This is a genomic window from Streptomyces sp. NBC_00057 (assembly GCF_045041165.1).
Lineage (GTDB): Bacteria > Actinomycetota > Actinomycetes > Streptomycetales > Streptomycetaceae > Streptomyces.
In genome coordinates, this window is sequence record NZ_CP108256.1 from 8,661,515 (window position 1) to 8,675,985 (window position 14,471).

Below are 14,471 nucleotides of genomic sequence, written 5' to 3' on the forward strand. Positions count from 1 at the left end.
TGCGGCCCTTCCACCGCGCACGCGGCAGGTGGGAGCCGCGCCGCCGACTGCGCGGCTCCCACCCGGTCGGTTACTTCCGCACGCCGACCGCGCGGATGATCTCCTGCTTGACCGAGCCGCCCTTGTCGTCGGCGGCCGAGGCCCGCACCGAGATGTACTGCGCGTCGTCCGGCACCCGCACCGAGCCGGCCCAGGCGGCGGACTTGCCGCGTACGCCGTCGAGTCCGACGGATGTCCACGTCGCACCGTCGTCGAAGGAGACCTCCAGCGTGGAGCCGGTGATCCTCCCGGTGTCCGGCGCGCCCTTGACGTACTCGGAGAAGATCCCGAGATCGAGACGCTTTCCGGCCCGCACATCACCGTGCAGGTCGGTGTCGATGTCGAACCCGAGGTTGAGCATCGGCAGATACGTCCACCGGTCGGCCGGCGTGGCGGACGACTTGAAGGTCCATTCGGAGTGGCCCTTCGTGGAGAGCCGCCAGACGTCCGGGTCCATCGTGGTGTCGGTGACCACCTTGAAGTCCTGCTCGGTCGGCTTGACGTTCCGGGCGTACGCCCCCGAGCTCTTCTTCCGGTCGACCTGCACCCCGTCCACGTACACCTCGGTGAACTGGGTCAGCGACTTCTGGTTGTACACTTCGCCGAAGCCGGTGTGGTCCGGTCCCGAGTCGCCCCAGCCCGGCGTGTTGAACTGCAGGTAGTTGCCCGCGCGCTGCTGGCCCCAGCCGAGGCCGGTGCCCAGCCAGGGGTGCCAGACCGGCTTGAACCAGTCGGTCCCGGAGCGGGCGCCGCCGCGGTAGTGCACGATGCCGCTGCGCTCCTCCAGGGCACCCGGGCCGCTGGACATGGACTCGTGCCAGCCCTGGTCGGGGCCGGCGCTGATGTAGTCGGTGCGCTCGGCGGGGAACTTGATCTTCTCCTGGAATCCCATGCCGTAGGGGAAGCTGTCGGTGATCGAGTAGCGGAACTCGCCGCCGTCGGCGGGCTTCGGCGCGTGGAACTTGTTGTTGACCACGGCCAGTTCGCTCTTGCCCGGCCGGTACGTCAGACCAGCGGGGATCGCCCCCGGGTATCCCTTGCTGAGGTCGTAGACAAACGGCGTGAACTCGGTGCCGGTCAGGTCCACGCCCTGGCCGAGCCGAGCGGCCTCGATCAGGCGCGCCCCGTCCTGCGCGTTCACCGTCGCGCTGTACAGGGGACGAGTCTCCCCGTCGGCCGCGCTGAAGTTGGCCATCAGCCGTCCGGGAGCCTCGTCGGTGACGAACAGAGCCTTGGCGCCCGCATCCCGTGCGTTCTGGGCCAGCTCGGTGGTCGTGATCGCGTCGGTGCGACGCACGACGACCGCTTTGCCCGCCACGTCCTTGCCGGTGTAGTCGGCGGTGGATCCGGTGCCCGCGTCCACCAGGGCCATCCGCTTCTGCCCGGTGAACATGTCCGATCCGTACTGCACTGTGGTCTCGCCGAGCCGCTTGCCGCCTGCTTCGACATCGAGTTGCGGCTTGCCGAGCCGCCAGACGGTCCGGTACTCGAAGGTGCCCGTGGCGGGCTTGCGGGTCGGCGCGGCGAAGATGCTGTCGTACTTCGGCGGGACCTGCGCGGCCGGCGCGAAGGACGTGCCGTTCGCGGACCGGTTGAACCTCATCAGCAGCTGACGGGTCTGGGTCCGCTGGTCCACCTCGGCCCGGATCTCCCGCAACTTCGTCCCGTCGAGGGTGACTTCGCGGTCACGGTCCATGGTGACCTCGGGCTCGGTGAGAAGACCGAGGCCGAGCGAGTCCTTGCCCTTGCTGCCACGCACGTCGAGGAAGCTGGACAGGGTGTACATGCCGGGCTGCAGGCGCAGCTTGAGCGTGCCGGATTCGTCGACCGCGGCAGGGATGGGATCTACGTCCTTGGCCAGCTGCTTTACGGTCAGGTATGCGGCGGACGCCGCGCCGTCGCGGTCCTTGACGTGGACGGTAAGGGTGTAGCGCTCGTTCTCCTTGGTCAGGCCGAAGGCCGTGTGCGCCACCACGGTGTCGCCGTCCTTGGCGACGATCCGGCCGGAGGTGGCGCCGACGGGCGCGGCGGTGCCGTCACCGGTGACCGTGGTCTGCGCGGTGCCGTGCGCGGGCACGGTGAGGGTGGAGTCGGCAAGGGTGACCACGCCGGTGGGAGCGCCCTCGGCGGTCAACGCCAGGGTGACCGGCCGGTCGGAGGCGTTGGTGTAGGTCAGCGTCTTGGTGACCGGCTTGTTCGCCTCGTAGGGCCAGCTGGTGAAGCCGAGGTCGGCGCTGCCGGTCGCGGTGATCTGCGCGGCGATCGCGGACGGGACGTTCACGCGGCCCGCACCCACCTCGTACGACGTGCCGCTGATCTGCTTGGACGTGCTCATCAGCCCGTCCTTGAGCTGCTGTCCGCTCCAGTCGGGGTGCTTCTCGGCGAGCAGCGCCGCCACGCCCGCGACGTGCGGGGTGGCCATGGACGTACCGCTCTTCGATGTGTACGGGCCGCTGCCGCTCACGAGTTGCGAGCGCGCCGCGAGGATGTCCACGCCCGGCGCGGACAGGTCGGGCTTCAGCGCGTTGTCGCCGAGGCGCGGGCCCTGGCTGGAGAAGGGGGCACGCCGGTCGGCGGAGTCGACCGCGCCGATCGTCAGCGCGGAGTCGGCTGCGCCGGGGGAGCCGATGGTGCCGGGGTTGCCCGCGTTGCCGGCCGCGATCACGAACAGGGCGCCCGTGTCCTTGGAGAGGGTGTTCACCGCCTCGGCCATCGGGTCGGTGCCGTCACTGCCCTGCGACGATCCGAGGCTCATGGAGACGATCTTGGCCTGGACGTCCTTGGCCGCCCACTCCATACCGGCGATGATCTGCGACTGGGATCCGAAACCCTGGTCGCTGAGAACCTTGCCGACGGCGAGCGTGGCGCCGGGCGCGACGCCCTTCTCCTTGCCGTCGGACGCGGCACCGCTGCCACCGACAGTGGAGGAGACATGCGTGCCGTGCCCGTTCCGGTCGGCGACCTCCTGCCCCTCGATGAAGCTCCTGGTCTCGCTCACCCGGTCCTTGAGATCGGGGTGGGTCAGGTCCACGCCCGTGTCGAGGACGGCGACCTTGACACCCTTGCCGGTCAGCCCGGCCTCCCAGGCCGCGGGGGTGCCGATCTGGGCGTTGCTGGTCTCCATCGCGGTGTCGACGCGGGCGTCCAGCCAGATCTTTTCGACGCCGCCCGACAGACGCACACGGCCCGAAGTCGCGCTGCGCGCCCCGGAGGTGACGTCCGGTGCGACCGTGCGCCAGAACTCCCCGGACTTCGACGCCTCCAGGGCCGCACCGCCCACGCTCGGCAGCCCACGGACCTGGCGGGCTCCGTGGGGCGTCGCGCTGCGGGCGTTCTTCGTGTACGTCACGATGAGCGGGAGGCCGTCGGACGACGGGTCACCGAGCCCCTGCTCGATCAGAGCGGTGACGTCGAAGAGTTCGGCGTCGAGGACGCCTGCCTGGAGGTAGGGCCGGGCCTCGTCGGGTACGACGGTGATCCGGCCGTCGGATATCTCGCTGCGAACCGCTCCGGTCGCGCCCTTGGGACGCTCCACGGCGACCGACTTCCGGCCCGCGCCGAGGTCGGTCACGGTCACCTGGTCACCGGTGATCAGGGTGACGGTTCGCGTGGTGCTGGGTGCGTGCACGGGTGATGTGGCACGGTCGGTGCCCGCCTCCGCCGTCCCCAATGCCCCGGCTGCGACGGCCTGCCCGGCCGGCAGCAGTACGAGTGACAGCCCCGCTGCGAGCAGCCGGGATCTCCGCCTCGCGGACAATCTGGTCATGGATGTCTCTCCTCCGCGCACCCGGTGAATGGGTGGTTCCGGGTGCTGCGAAGAGTTTTCGCGGCGGCAACGTGCGTGTCGACCGTTCTGCCCTGGCGGATATCCGGCTTGGCAGGTATCCGTCAGCGACCGCCGTTCCAAGGACAAGGACCCGGTCGAGGCGGTACGGGAACTGACCGACGGCTTCGGTGCGGACGTGGTCATCGAGGCCGTGGGCCGCCCGGAGAGCTACCAACAGGCGTTCTACGCCCGCGGCCTGGCCGGCACGGTCGTCCTGGTCGGCGTCCCGACCCCGGGGATGAAGCTCGAACTGCCGCTCCCCGACGTCTTCGGGCGGGGCAGAGCCCTGAAGTCGTCCTGGTACGGCAACTTTCTCCCCTCCCGCGACTTCCCGATGCTCATCGACCTCCACCTCCAAGATCGCCCTGGTCCTACGCGACGGGCGCCTGCACGCGGCGGCGGACCACACGCCGGTCGCAGTCGAGTCGCTGCGCGTGCCGTACCCGCGCGCCTGGCCGGCCTCGGAGCCGCGCTGACCCGCGGCAGAGTGGACGGCGAGCAGCCTCACGGCCGCTCGCGCCCGGACCTCCGGTCAGAAGGCGTGCTCCGGCTCCGGGGACGTTCCCGCCGCTACATCGGCCGCGAAGTCCTGGGTGGCGTCGAGCAGTACGCCGTGCATGTCGGCGTACTGCTCGACGAACCGCGGCAGTCGCTCGGTGCGCAGACTGCTCCCATCATCCCGCCCGGCCACTGCCTGGTGCGCGCAGCCCCTGCCCGATTCCCCCCAGCGCCCCCGCGAATACTGCTCACGATCGTGCACCGTGCGCGTCCCGACCCTGCCAATCACGGATGGCTCCCGACCCGCACTCCATCGACCCTGCCTACTGCTACGTGACAGCACGATCGCAGCCCAGAGGTTACGCAGAGCGCATACGGAAAGGCTGAGACATGGACCTCAACGAACTTCAGCGCCGCGCCCTGCGCATCCATGACCTCTACGACGAGCTGAACCTGAGGGAACGTGGCCGGGTGTGGACACGTGAGGAGTTCATGCTCGGCTTCGTCGGGGACGTCGGCGATCTGGCAAAGCTCGTCATGGCACAGGAAGGCGCCCGTGACATCCCGGGCGGCCGTCCCGCTCTGGAGCATGAACTCGCGGACTGCCTGTGGTCCGTGCTGATCCTCGCGCACCGGTACAACGTCGATCTGAACGCCGCGTTCCTGCGCACGATGGACGAGCTCGACCGGTCTCATCGACATTGATCAAGGCAATGGCGCACCAAGCGACTCCCGACGCCGTCGGCGATGTCACGCCGATGTCGGAATGGCAGAGTCAGCTGACGGTGATGTGGAGCCGGTTGTCCTCCGTCAGGTGCCCCCGGACACCGAGTGACTCCCACACGGCGAAGATGTGGCGGTTGCGGTCCTGCAATGCCCGGTCAGCGGCTTCGAACTCTGCGAACGGCGGCAGGATCGGTGTCGAGTCCAGGACCTCGCGCATCTGCGTCCGGACTCCGCGCCCTGCACGGAACCGTCCTCTGCCCATCCACGCCCTGTGAGACCTGTAAGATCTGCGAGCCTCGTGCCCCATTCCCGCAGGTAGACCCGTCGCACCGCGAGGCTGTCAAGTGTGAGTGCAGTAGCACCCGACGCCTGCGGCTACGGCTCCTGGCCCTGCTGTATCCGAAGGAAAGCAGCAGATCAGAGCCGCAATTGGAAGCGCGGACCGGATGAGGTGCCGTTCGCCTGCCGGGGCGAGCGCGGGAGTGTGCGGGCGCAGCGGGGGGCCATCGCGTGCACTTCGGGTCCGCTCAAACCGGGCGTCTGATCCTGGCAAGTGACAAAGAGGGCTTTCGCGTTAACACCGTGTGATGTGATGTGTCGTGCCCCTGCCGAGCAAGGAGTACCTGTGGCCAACAGCTTTCAACTCGGTGAGATCCCGCACGACTTCGCATTCACCGAGACCGGCGGTCTCATCCACTACAAGCACACCGTCATCCTGACCGTGCCGCCGCCCAACGCCGGTCCGTGGGGAGACTCGTGGCTCAGCTTCGGCTGCGCCTGGGTGGACACCAAGCCCGGCGTGAGTATCTACACCGGCAGCAGCTGGGGCGGCGTGACGCCCCGAACCGTCCCGGACAACGGCAACCGCCTCGGCGAGCGGCTCCCCGCCGGAACCCAGAAGGTCGTCATCGGCTGTATGAAGAAGGACGGTGGGGACTCGGCGGACGACGTGCCGGTCAGCTGGCTCCTCGAATATCTCGGGACCTGACACACCCTGCTGGTACCTCAGCCCACCCGGCCGGGCCGGGGTACCGGCCGAGCCTGAGGTCGCCCGCTGTACGGAGCCGTGCTGGATGCAGAAGGCAGTGCTCCCGTGCTCGCAGCACCGTCCTACCGGCCGGTGCATATCTTGCCGGGAGCGGTATGTTCCGCGCGAGATCCATGCACGGCTGCTGCATGCGACAGCTGGTGCGCATCCCGTTTGCTGCACCCCGCCACCTTCGTGCGCGCAGCGTGGCCACCGTGGCACGCTGGAGGTCGTCGACCGGTCCGGCTTCCGCCATGGACAGCAGGGACAACGTGGAGTCGGCGGCGCCGCTGTCGCGTTCGGCGCATGCGGCGACGACGGCTCGTACCAGCTGCAATTGACGGCCACCCCGGCTTGCCTGCGGCCGGGCACGTGAGGACGTCAGCAAGTCAGCGTTGGAGCCCGGTGTCGAGCAGGGCCTGGCGCCGGTCGATGATACGGACGTGCGGACCGCTGTCGGCCATGTGGTGTGCCAGAGTCTCGCGTACCACGTGCCGGATCTCTTCGAACTGCGGCTGCCCGTAAACGCTCAGAATCTCGTCGACGACCCGCCCGCCGACGCTGTCCGGAACGTCCCTGCAGGATTCCAGAGCAGATGCCACGTACCGCTCCAGCACGGTCGCTGCGTCGGCGAGTGGCACCTTGGAAACGTCCGACCCGTCCAGCCCCGCGGTAACTGCCGGGGTGGCGATACAGGCACCCAGCAGCACCACCGACCGGGTTCGGAGAGGCTCCTGCAGAACCTGCGGATCGGTCCGCCCGTGCCACAGCAACAGCTGTTCCGCAGCCGAGATGGCGAACTCCCATCGGCTGCGCGGCGCTCTCTCCGGATTCGTCATTCCGCCACCTTGTCAGCTCCGGCCCCCCGTTGCGTACACGCTCGTGGACCTGAGGTGTTCGAGTCCTGGGCGGAGCGCCGATGACTACGGTGAGAACCACGGCTGCAGGGACCCGATTCTCTGGATGCTACAGGCGGGACGACTACGGGGGAGGGATGCCGATGGAGATCGTCGTCATGTCGCAGAACCTCAGCAGGGGAGGCTGGAGGTCGCAGAACGGTGGGCTGCCCGAGGACCGCTGGCCGCAGCTCGCTGCCGACATCAATGAGGTACGGCCCGACGTCCTTCTTCTGCAGGAGGCGGAGGTATCGGCGTGGGCCAGGCATGGACTCCCGAGCTGGCAAAGGAGTTCCTCGCCGTCCACAGTGGACAGACGGCCGAGTTCGTGGACAGCGAGATCGGGCGTTACCTCGGACTGCCTGGGCAGGCGATCTCCTACAACCTCGGTGAGCGGGCCTGGTTGGACGGCCGGGCCGCGGCCAGGGCGGCGCACGCGGCTCGCGGCGAGCAGTGGGACATGAAGTCCTGGCACACGGCCGCGTTGTCGCTCGGCCCACTCGGACTCGACGATCTTCAGGACGAACTGGCCAGTCTATGAAGGTGTTTGGTCGTGGTCGGCCCGTGCCACGCAGATCATCAATCCACGGCGTTGCCGGGACAGGAGGGAACCATTCGTGCGCACGGAGGCGACCGAGGCGGAAGAAAGGGTGCTGTGGTGACAGGTTCCCGTTTCACGACCTTGGCTGTCCACGGGGCGTATGATCACGCGGAATCGGCGGGTCACCGTGGCTCGTTGAGTGAGCCCGCCTATGTGGCGACCGCGCAGAACGTCGAATCGTCGCTTTCCACAGCGAAGGAGTTTCATGGCTGACATGACGTCGTTCCGTGAGGCGGTCACGGCGTGGGTGGCCGGTGGCCCCGGCGGCGACCTGGCGCGCGAGCTGGCGTCCGAGCTGGCCGAACAGTTGCCCGTCCGGACAGCCGTCCTGCTCGAAGGGCCGAGCGACGTCAATGCGGTCAACGCGCTGGCCGCGAGCCACGGCCGGGACCTGGCGGCCGAGGGAGTCTGCGTCCTGGCTATGGGCGGTGCGATGAGCGTCGGCCGTTTCGCCCAGTTCTTCGGACCACCCGGCTTGGGCCTGCGTCTGACGGGACTGTGCGATGAGCGGGAGCGTGACTACTACGTCCGCGGCTGGGAGCGGGCCGGTGCTGATCAGCAGGACTTCTTCGTCTGCGCGGCGGACCTGGAGGACGAGCTCATCCGCGCCCTCGGTGTGGATCTGGTGAAGGAGCTCATCCGGGTGGAGGGCGACCTGCGCCCCCTGGAGACCTTCCTGCGCCAGCCCGCACAGCGGAACCGCACCGCACAGCAGCAGCTGCGGCGCTTTTTCGGCACGAAGAAGGGGCGCAAGATCCACTACGGCCGTGTCCTCGTCGAGGCCCTCACTCCCGACCGCGTACCTCCGCCACTTTCCGGCCTGTTCGCTATCCTCTGAGCGCCGGGCGACGCCACAACCCAGCCCCATGAAAGCCCGAGGCTAGGTCCCACAGGCTCGCCTGACGCCTTTCAGCGCCGAACCCTCTCTCCATCTTCGCGCACGCCACCGACGGAGTGTCGGTTACGAGGCATCTACAGGGGTTCATTTACATTCACCCGCCCAGTCTTCCCCTCGCCTGTTACGCCTTGATGGCCAAAGCGCTCTTGGGCTTGAACGCTCGGCTTCACACCCCGCCGTTACCAGCGACGCATGCGAGCGCGGAGACGCGGCCTGGACGCAGGCCGGGGAGGCGTCTCTTTTCTCCTCTTTCTGGCTATTTACCCCCGCTTGTCATGTGCGACTTCGTGCCGCACCCTATCTCGGACACGCCCTGGTTCACGGGTAGGAGTCCCGGGCCGTGGCCGACGGCCGGTAGAGCCAGACGGCAAGCGGCCCGCCCGCCCAGTACATCCTCCGCACGGGGCGGGCGGGCCCTCTGCGTGTTCAGCAGGTCAGGAGAGCCCGATCCGGTTCATGGGTATCCGCTGGTAGCCGGGGAGCTGAGCGGCGATCTGGTCGTCGTTGCCCAGGGTCGGGTTCCCGTTCACGACTGTCACGACGCCAGGATCGGCAGTGAGTGTCAGGTTGCGGTCAACCGTTCCGTACGTGCGCGCGGACGGGGCGATGCTCAGCGCGGCGACGGTGTGGAGCGCGTTGTACTCGACGACGTTGTACTTCGGGTACGCAGGCTGGTCGTCGGCGATGTTCACGAGGTTCGGATAGCGCGAGCGCCACGGCTCTTCCTGGTAGGGAACGGCGGCCAGCAGGTCGTACATCCCCCACGCGCCACCGGGCGCTACGTTCGACGCCGCCCAGTTGAGTCCTCGTTCGTCGAGCTGCACCGAACGAGTGCACGACAGCATGATGTTGTTGGTGATGATGTTGTCCCGGCCGCCGCCGATCTGGAAGGCGGTGTCGACCTTGTAGAAGATGTTGCCGAACATCGTCGTTCCGCAGAAGCAGTCGTCGAGGTAGACGCCCGAGGCGAAGTGGGATCCGGCGCTGCCCACGATGTCGTGCAGGAAGTTGTAGCGGATGACCGTGCCGCGTCCGGTCCACTCCCGTCCCGCGTAGATGGCGCCGGCGTCGTTGGTCTCCTTCACCACATCGTTGATCTCGTTGTACTCGATCACGTGGTCGTTGCCGCGGAAGAGGATGGCGACGTGCGGCGCGTCGTAGATGTGGTTGTTGGCGACATGGTTTCCGACACCGGCGAGTTCGACCGCGGGGCTGTACGTCAACTGGAGGCGGCTGTAGTCGTGGATCTCGTTGCCGACCGCCCGGTTGCGTGCCGGGGTGAGGGTGGCCCGGTCACCGCCGGCGAGGGCGATGCCACCCTGGCCGGTGGCCTGGATGTGGCAGCCGCGGACCTCGTTCCGCGATCCGCCGTGCGGGCCGGCCGAGACACTTGAGTCGCCGATCGTGACCGCGCGACCGCCCAGGAGCCGCAGGGTGCAGTCCGCGACCGTGTTGGACGTGCCGTCGGTGATGACGATGCCGTCGCCGCGCGACCCCTCGAACATGAGGCTCGAGAACGTGACGTTCGAGCAGCCGTTGAGGACGGCCATCGGGTCGGCGAGCAGCGACAGTTGCACCGACGCGCCGGTCAGGTCACTCGGCGGGTACAGGTACAGCTTCCCGGTGGCCCGGTCGAGGTACCACTCACCCGGCGAGTCGAGTTCCTCAAGCACGTTGTAGTAGTAGTAGCGCTGGCCCGCCTTGACGCTGTACATGCTGGCGGTCTTGGTGGAGACCGTCTGCGCCGCCGGGTCGATCGCCTTGATCTGAAGGTTGCCGTCGGCCCACTCGTAGAACCAGTAGCCCTGCATCCACACGTCACTGGTGTCGGTCCAGGTCGACGGCCGGGGGTCGGTGTACTTGAAGGTGGCCCCCTTGGCGAATTCGGCGGCCATCTTGTCGGGGTCACCGAGGACGCTGCGGGGGTTCCCGCCCGGGTCGATGACCTGGCCGACGGCGAGGAACCCGGTGCTCGGGTAACGGGCGAGGGTCATCGCCTTGCTGTTGAAGAACAGTTCGGGCGGGGTGACCGTGCGCGGCAGGCCGTATCCGGTCTGGACGATCTGGCCGTAGTCGGTGATCCCGAGCGCCTTCAGGTCGAACTCGCGGACGATGTCACGTGACCCGGCTGGGAGACGGTTGCGTATCGCCTCGTCGCTGACCGCCTCGAACCCGGTAGCGGGCAGGTCCACGCCGCCGACGAGCCGGACCTGTTCGCCGTTGTAGGCGGCGTAGGTGACCGGCCGGCCGGGCGCACCGGAGTCCTGCGCTTCGAGGGTGAAGCTTCGCGTCCGCCGGTACGTGCCGCCCCGGAGGAAGACGGTCACCGGTTCCGTGGCACGGCCCGGCGCCGCCCGCCGCCAGGTCCGGATCACGTCGCGCGCCTTCTCCAACGTGGCGAACGGCGCGGCCTTCGTACCCCGGTTCGAGTCCTTCCCGTCCGTTGCCACGAAGAAAGACTTCTGGTCCTCGACCCGGCCCCGCCGGTCACCGGTACCGGCGTAGGCCGGCCCGGCGATGAGGGCTGCCGACGCACCGGCCCCGACGGCCCCGGCGGCCTTGAAGAGATCACGTCGCGAGAATCTGGACATGTAGTGCCCTTTCGTAGGTACCTACTGGAACCGGGCCCTCGGTCCGGGGCGAACAGCGCCTCCGGCCGAGCCCTCGTTGCGGGATGCTCCGGCTAATCGATAATCGCTGAGCGATAAGTAGTGGGTCGGCGGTGGCGAGTGTCAAGGGATCTTTCAAAACCCGACGCAAGAAGCCGAGTTCACCCGCTGTGTAGGTTGCGAACAGGTAACGCTGTCGTTGCCAGCTCTTGACCGCGGCCCGGCAGGTCCTCGATGGTGAGCGCGCTATCGATAAGCGATAAGCGATAAGCGTTCGATGGAGGGTTCGATGGGTTCGGGTTCTCGCCGGCATCTGGTCAAACTGGGTGCTCTCGCCATATCCGCCGCATTGCTCACGGGCTGCTCGACCGGCACCGACTCAGCAGGCGGCGACAAGAACATCCGCATGCTGGTCAACATCACTCCGGTGCTGACCAAGCAGTTCTACAAGGACCTGGTGGCGGGGTACGTCGCCAGTCACCCCGGAGTGAAGATCACGATCGAGGCGCCCACCGGCAGGGGCATCGAGGACACGCTGAAGCAGCAACTGGCCGCGGGCAGCCCGCCCGACGTCCTCGCCGGCGGGCAGAACACGGCTCTCGCCGGACAGATGGCGCCGCTGCCCGACGCGCAGTGGGTGAAGGACGCACCGTTCGCGGAGGCGTCCAAGCTGGACGGCAAGGTGTGGATGGCCGGGACCGGCGTCCAGCTCCAGTCGCTGGTGTTCTACAACAAGGACGCCTTCGCCAAGGCCGGTGTCACCGGGACGCCCAAGACGTTCGACGAGTTCACCGCCGCGCTGCGCAAGCTGAAGGGCGCTGGTTACACGCCGATGCAGACCGGTGGTGAGTGGACCACCGGCGCGCAGGCCCTGATGATGGCCAACCCGAACGTCATGAATACCGAGCCGCAGTGGTACGCGAAGCGGAACAAGGGCTCCGTGACCTTCGCCGGCAGCAACTACGCCAAGTTCCTGGACGTCTACCAGTCCTGGATCAAGGACGGCCTGGTTCCCAAGGACGCCAACGGCATCAAGTACCAGGACATGATCAACAACTTCACAGCCGGCAAGTCGGCGACGATGGTCATGGGCAACTGGCTGGCGGCCTCGGTCGCCGATGCGAAGCCGGGCTTCGACGCGGGCGTGTTCCCCGTCCCCACGTTCGACGGCTCCACGCCGCCGCAGGCGGCCAACCCGGCCATGCCGTACTCGGTGCTCAAGAGCTCCAAGCACGCGGACGCGGCAATCGACCTGGTGAAGTACCTGGTCAGCGACAAGAAGGCGATCACGAAGGCGCTGAGCGCGGAGGGCAACTTCCGTACCGGGTACAGCTACAAGGCCACCCCGCTGACCAACGACATCGCGAAGCTCCTCGACAAGGCCGGCGGCAAGACCGTCGCGATCGGCCCGGGACTGGGCGACAACTCGTCCCCGGCGGGCTTCCCCGACGAGTTCAACACCCAGGTCCAGAGCATGTATCTCGGAACAAAGGCCGATCAGGTGGCGGGGGCCATGGACAAGTGGTGGGCCGCGAATGCGCCCAAGTAACGCGACGCTCACCGCTCCTGGACCGTCGGACAACCCGCCGGTCCATGAGCGCCCCCGTCGCACTCACCACACTCCCCCGCGCCCGCTGCGCGTACGCGCCGCCCGCAGCCTGTCCAGCATCTTCATGGTCGGCCCCGCACTGGCGGCGGTCGTGGCCTTCGTCCTCATCCCCGTCGTGGTCGCCGGACGGCTCAGCCTCACCGACTGGGACGGTTTCTCCGACAGCTACAAATTCCTCGGCCTGGACAACTACGTCCAGCTGTTCCACGACCCGGGCGTGGCGAACGCGGCGTACGTCACGCTCGTGATCGCGGTGGTCGGCACCGTGGCCTGCAACGTCCTCGGCCTGGGCCTCGCGGTCATGCTCAACGGCGAGGGGCGCGTCAAGGCGATGCTGCGGGGTCTGTTCTTCTACCCGCACGTGCTCGGCGCGGTCATCATCGGTTTCCTGTGGTCGGCGATACTGAGCAGCGAAGGAGCGGTCAACACGCTCCTGACCGCGGCGCACCGCTCCAAGATCCCGTTCCTGTCCGATCCGCAGTGGGCGCTCGCAGCCGTCGTCTTCGTGGTGGTCTGGTCGACGTTCGGCGTGAACGTGGTCCTCTACCTCGCCGGGCTGCAGACGATCCCGGAGTCGCTCCTGGAGGCGGCGCGCATCGACGGCGCCTCACGCTGGCAGACGTTCCGCCAGGTCGTGCTGCCGATGCTGGCACCCACCGTGACGATCAACGTGGTCCTCGTACTCGTCCAACTGCTGCGGGTCTACGACCTGGTACTGGCGATGACCGACGGTGGTCCGGCCGGCCATACGCAGACGTACGCGTACCTGGTCCTGTCGGAGTCGTTCCTGAACGGGAAGATCGGCTACGCCTCGGCCCAGAGCATCGTCCTCATGATCGTCATCACGGTGCTCGCCGTCGTGATCGTGGCGCTGCGCCAGCGCAGCGAGAAGGCGGTGGAACAGTGAAACGCAATGCAGGCAGCCGCGTCGGCTCGGTCATGCTCGGTCTCTTCGCACTGGTTATGCTGGCGCCGCTGTACCTTGTGATCGTCAACGCGTTCAAACCGGAGTCGGCGATCCGTCAACGGCCGTTCTCCGCCGCCCCGGGAGTGCTGTCCACGGACTATCTCCGAGCGGCACTGTCGTCACCGGACTACAACATCATCAAGTCGTTCGGTGTGACGGTGATGTTCGTGGTCCTGGTCAACGTGCTGTCCCTGGCGCTGGCCGGTCCGGCCGCCTATGTCATCGCCCGGGGTACCCGCCGGTGGCACAAGGGGATGCTGCTGGTGTTCCTGGCCGGGCTGTTCATCCCCGGGCAGGTCCTGGTCATCCCGGTGATCTACGTGCTGCGCTTCACGGGCCTGATGGGCACGATCCCCGGATTCGTCCTGTACGAGGCGACGCTGACCCTGCCCCTGTCGATGTTCCTGTTCGTGGGCTACATCAAGTCCATCCCCCGGGAGCTCGACGAGGCGGCGCAGATCGACGGCGCAGGCCGGTTGCGCACCTTCTGGCAAGTGATCTTCCCGCTCATGCAGCCGGTCGTGGTCACCGCGGTCGTCCTGCATACCATCGGGGTCTGGACGGACTTCGTGAACCCGCAGATCGTGCTGGGCCCGACGTCGGGCCTGTACACCGTGATGACCGGCGTGTACTCCGCGATCGGTCTGCACACCACCGACCTGTCCGTGGTCTATCCGACGCTGCTGCTGGCGATCGCACCGGTGCTGATCTTCTTCGTGATCATGCAGCGCAAGATCGTCGGCGGCCTCACCGCCGGCGCGACGAAGGGGTGACC

11 protein-coding genes and 2 pseudogenes are annotated in these 14,471 nt (G+C 67.7%); 8 read left to right on the forward strand and 5 right to left on the reverse strand.

What is annotated here, in order from left to right; all coding sequences use genetic code 11:
- Nucleotides 1-70: 70 nt before the first annotated feature.
- Nucleotides 71-3,805: a S8 family serine peptidase gene (locus tag OG953_RS40790; protein ID WP_405690935.1), complete on the reverse strand. Its 3,735-nt coding sequence runs from the start codon at nt 3,803-3,805 to the stop codon at nt 71-73.
- A gap of 136 nt (nt 3,806-3,941) precedes the next feature.
- On the opposite strand from OG953_RS40790, the pseudogene OG953_RS40795 reads away from it, so the two are divergent.
- Nucleotides 3,942-4,229, forward strand: a pseudogene (locus OG953_RS40795) (zinc-binding dehydrogenase); the annotation flags it as partial.
- A 168-nt stretch (nt 4,230-4,397) separates the two neighbouring features.
- Here OG953_RS40795 and OG953_RS40800 read toward each other — a convergent pair.
- On the reverse strand, nt 4,398-4,652 hold the full coding sequence (locus tag OG953_RS40800) for a hypothetical protein (protein WP_405692507.1): 255 nt from the start codon (nt 4,650-4,652) through the stop codon (nt 4,398-4,400).
- 101 nt (nt 4,653-4,753) lie between these two features.
- Between OG953_RS40800 and OG953_RS40805 the strand changes: the two genes are divergently transcribed.
- The gene (locus tag OG953_RS40805) at nt 4,754-5,068 is read left to right on the forward strand and encodes a MazG nucleotide pyrophosphohydrolase domain-containing protein (protein ID WP_405690937.1); all 315 of its coding nucleotides are present in this window, start codon (nt 4,754-4,756) and stop codon (nt 5,066-5,068) included.
- 70 nt (nt 5,069-5,138) lie between these two features.
- Here OG953_RS40805 and OG953_RS40810 read toward each other — a convergent pair whose 3' ends face one another.
- Nucleotides 5,139-5,306, reverse strand: a complete 168-nt coding sequence (locus OG953_RS40810) for a hypothetical protein (protein ID WP_405690939.1) — start codon at nt 5,304-5,306, stop codon at nt 5,139-5,141.
- A 408-nt stretch (nt 5,307-5,714) separates the two neighbouring features.
- Between OG953_RS40810 and OG953_RS40815 the strand changes: the two genes are divergently transcribed.
- On the forward strand, nt 5,715-6,077 hold the full coding sequence (locus OG953_RS40815; RefSeq protein WP_405690941.1) for a hypothetical protein: 363 nt from the start codon (nt 5,715-5,717) through the stop codon (nt 6,075-6,077).
- 428 nt (nt 6,078-6,505) lie between these two features.
- On the opposite strand, the gene OG953_RS40820 is transcribed toward OG953_RS40815, so the two are convergent.
- Nucleotides 6,506-6,955 (reverse strand): hypothetical protein, encoded by a 450-nt coding sequence (locus OG953_RS40820; protein ID WP_405690943.1) that lies wholly within the window; start codon nt 6,953-6,955, stop codon nt 6,506-6,508.
- 316 nt (nt 6,956-7,271) lie between these two features.
- Between OG953_RS40820 and OG953_RS40825 the strand changes: the two are divergent.
- Both OG953_RS40825 and OG953_RS40830 read left to right on the forward strand, forming a co-directional pair.
- A pseudogene (locus OG953_RS40825) lies at nt 7,272-7,553 on the forward strand (DUF885 family protein); the annotation flags it as partial.
- A gap of 265 nt (nt 7,554-7,818) precedes the next feature.
- The gene (locus OG953_RS40830) at nt 7,819-8,451 is read left to right on the forward strand and encodes a TOPRIM nucleotidyl transferase/hydrolase domain-containing protein (protein ID WP_405690945.1); all 633 of its coding nucleotides are present in this window, start codon (nt 7,819-7,821) and stop codon (nt 8,449-8,451) included.
- Nucleotides 8,452-8,945: 494 nt separating this feature from the next.
- On the opposite strand, the gene OG953_RS40835 is transcribed toward OG953_RS40830, so the two are convergent.
- Nucleotides 8,946-11,102 carry a right-handed parallel beta-helix repeat-containing protein gene (locus OG953_RS40835; RefSeq protein WP_405690948.1) on the reverse strand — a complete coding sequence of 719 codons (2,157 nt, stop codon included), beginning with the start codon at nt 11,100-11,102 and terminating at the stop codon, nt 8,946-8,948.
- Between the two features lie 307 nt (nt 11,103-11,409).
- Here OG953_RS40835 and OG953_RS40840 point away from each other — a divergent pair, with 307 nt between their 5' ends.
- Genes OG953_RS40840 through OG953_RS40850 form a run of 3 tightly spaced genes read left to right on the forward strand, consistent with a single transcriptional unit; the run spans nt 11,410 to nt 14,469 of the window.
- On the forward strand, nt 11,410-12,669 hold the full coding sequence (locus OG953_RS40840) for an ABC transporter substrate-binding protein (protein WP_405690951.1): 1,260 nt from the start codon (nt 11,410-11,412) through the stop codon (nt 12,667-12,669).
- Nucleotides 12,656-13,636: a carbohydrate ABC transporter permease gene (locus OG953_RS40845; protein ID WP_405690954.1), complete on the forward strand. Its 981-nt coding sequence runs from the start codon at nt 12,656-12,658 to the stop codon at nt 13,634-13,636. Before OG953_RS40840 ends, OG953_RS40845 begins: the two co-directional genes overlap by 14 nt.
- Nucleotides 13,633-14,469, forward strand: a complete 837-nt coding sequence (locus OG953_RS40850; protein ID WP_405690957.1) for a carbohydrate ABC transporter permease — start codon at nt 13,633-13,635, stop codon at nt 14,467-14,469. The genes OG953_RS40845 and OG953_RS40850 overlap by 4 nt, the downstream gene beginning before the upstream one ends.
- Nucleotides 14,470-14,471: the final 2 nt, after the last annotated feature.

Bases quoted from the DNA above. Each gene is read 5' to 3' on its own strand.
- OG953_RS40790 (WP_405690935.1), bottom strand. From the start codon at position 3,805: ATGACCAGATTGTCCGCGAGGCGGAGATCCCGGCTGCTCGCAGCGGGG.
- OG953_RS40820 (WP_405690943.1), bottom strand. From the start codon at position 6,955: ATGACGAATCCGGAGAGAGCGCCGCGCAGCCGATGGGAGTTCGCCATC.
- OG953_RS40830 (WP_405690945.1), top strand. From the start codon at position 7,819: ATGGCTGACATGACGTCGTTCCGTGAGGCGGTCACGGCGTGGGTGGCC.
- OG953_RS40805 (WP_405690937.1), top strand. From the start codon at position 4,754: ATGGACCTCAACGAACTTCAGCGCCGCGCCCTGCGCATCCATGACCTC.
- OG953_RS40840 (WP_405690951.1), top strand. From the start codon at position 11,410: ATGGGTTCGGGTTCTCGCCGGCATCTGGTCAAACTGGGTGCTCTCGCC.
- OG953_RS40835 (WP_405690948.1), bottom strand. From the start codon at position 11,102: ATGTCCAGATTCTCGCGACGTGATCTCTTCAAGGCCGCCGGGGCCGTC.
- OG953_RS40845 (WP_405690954.1), top strand. From the start codon at position 12,656: ATGCGCCCAAGTAACGCGACGCTCACCGCTCCTGGACCGTCGGACAAC.
- OG953_RS40810 (WP_405690939.1), bottom strand. From the start codon at position 5,306: ATGCGCGAGGTCCTGGACTCGACACCGATCCTGCCGCCGTTCGCAGAG.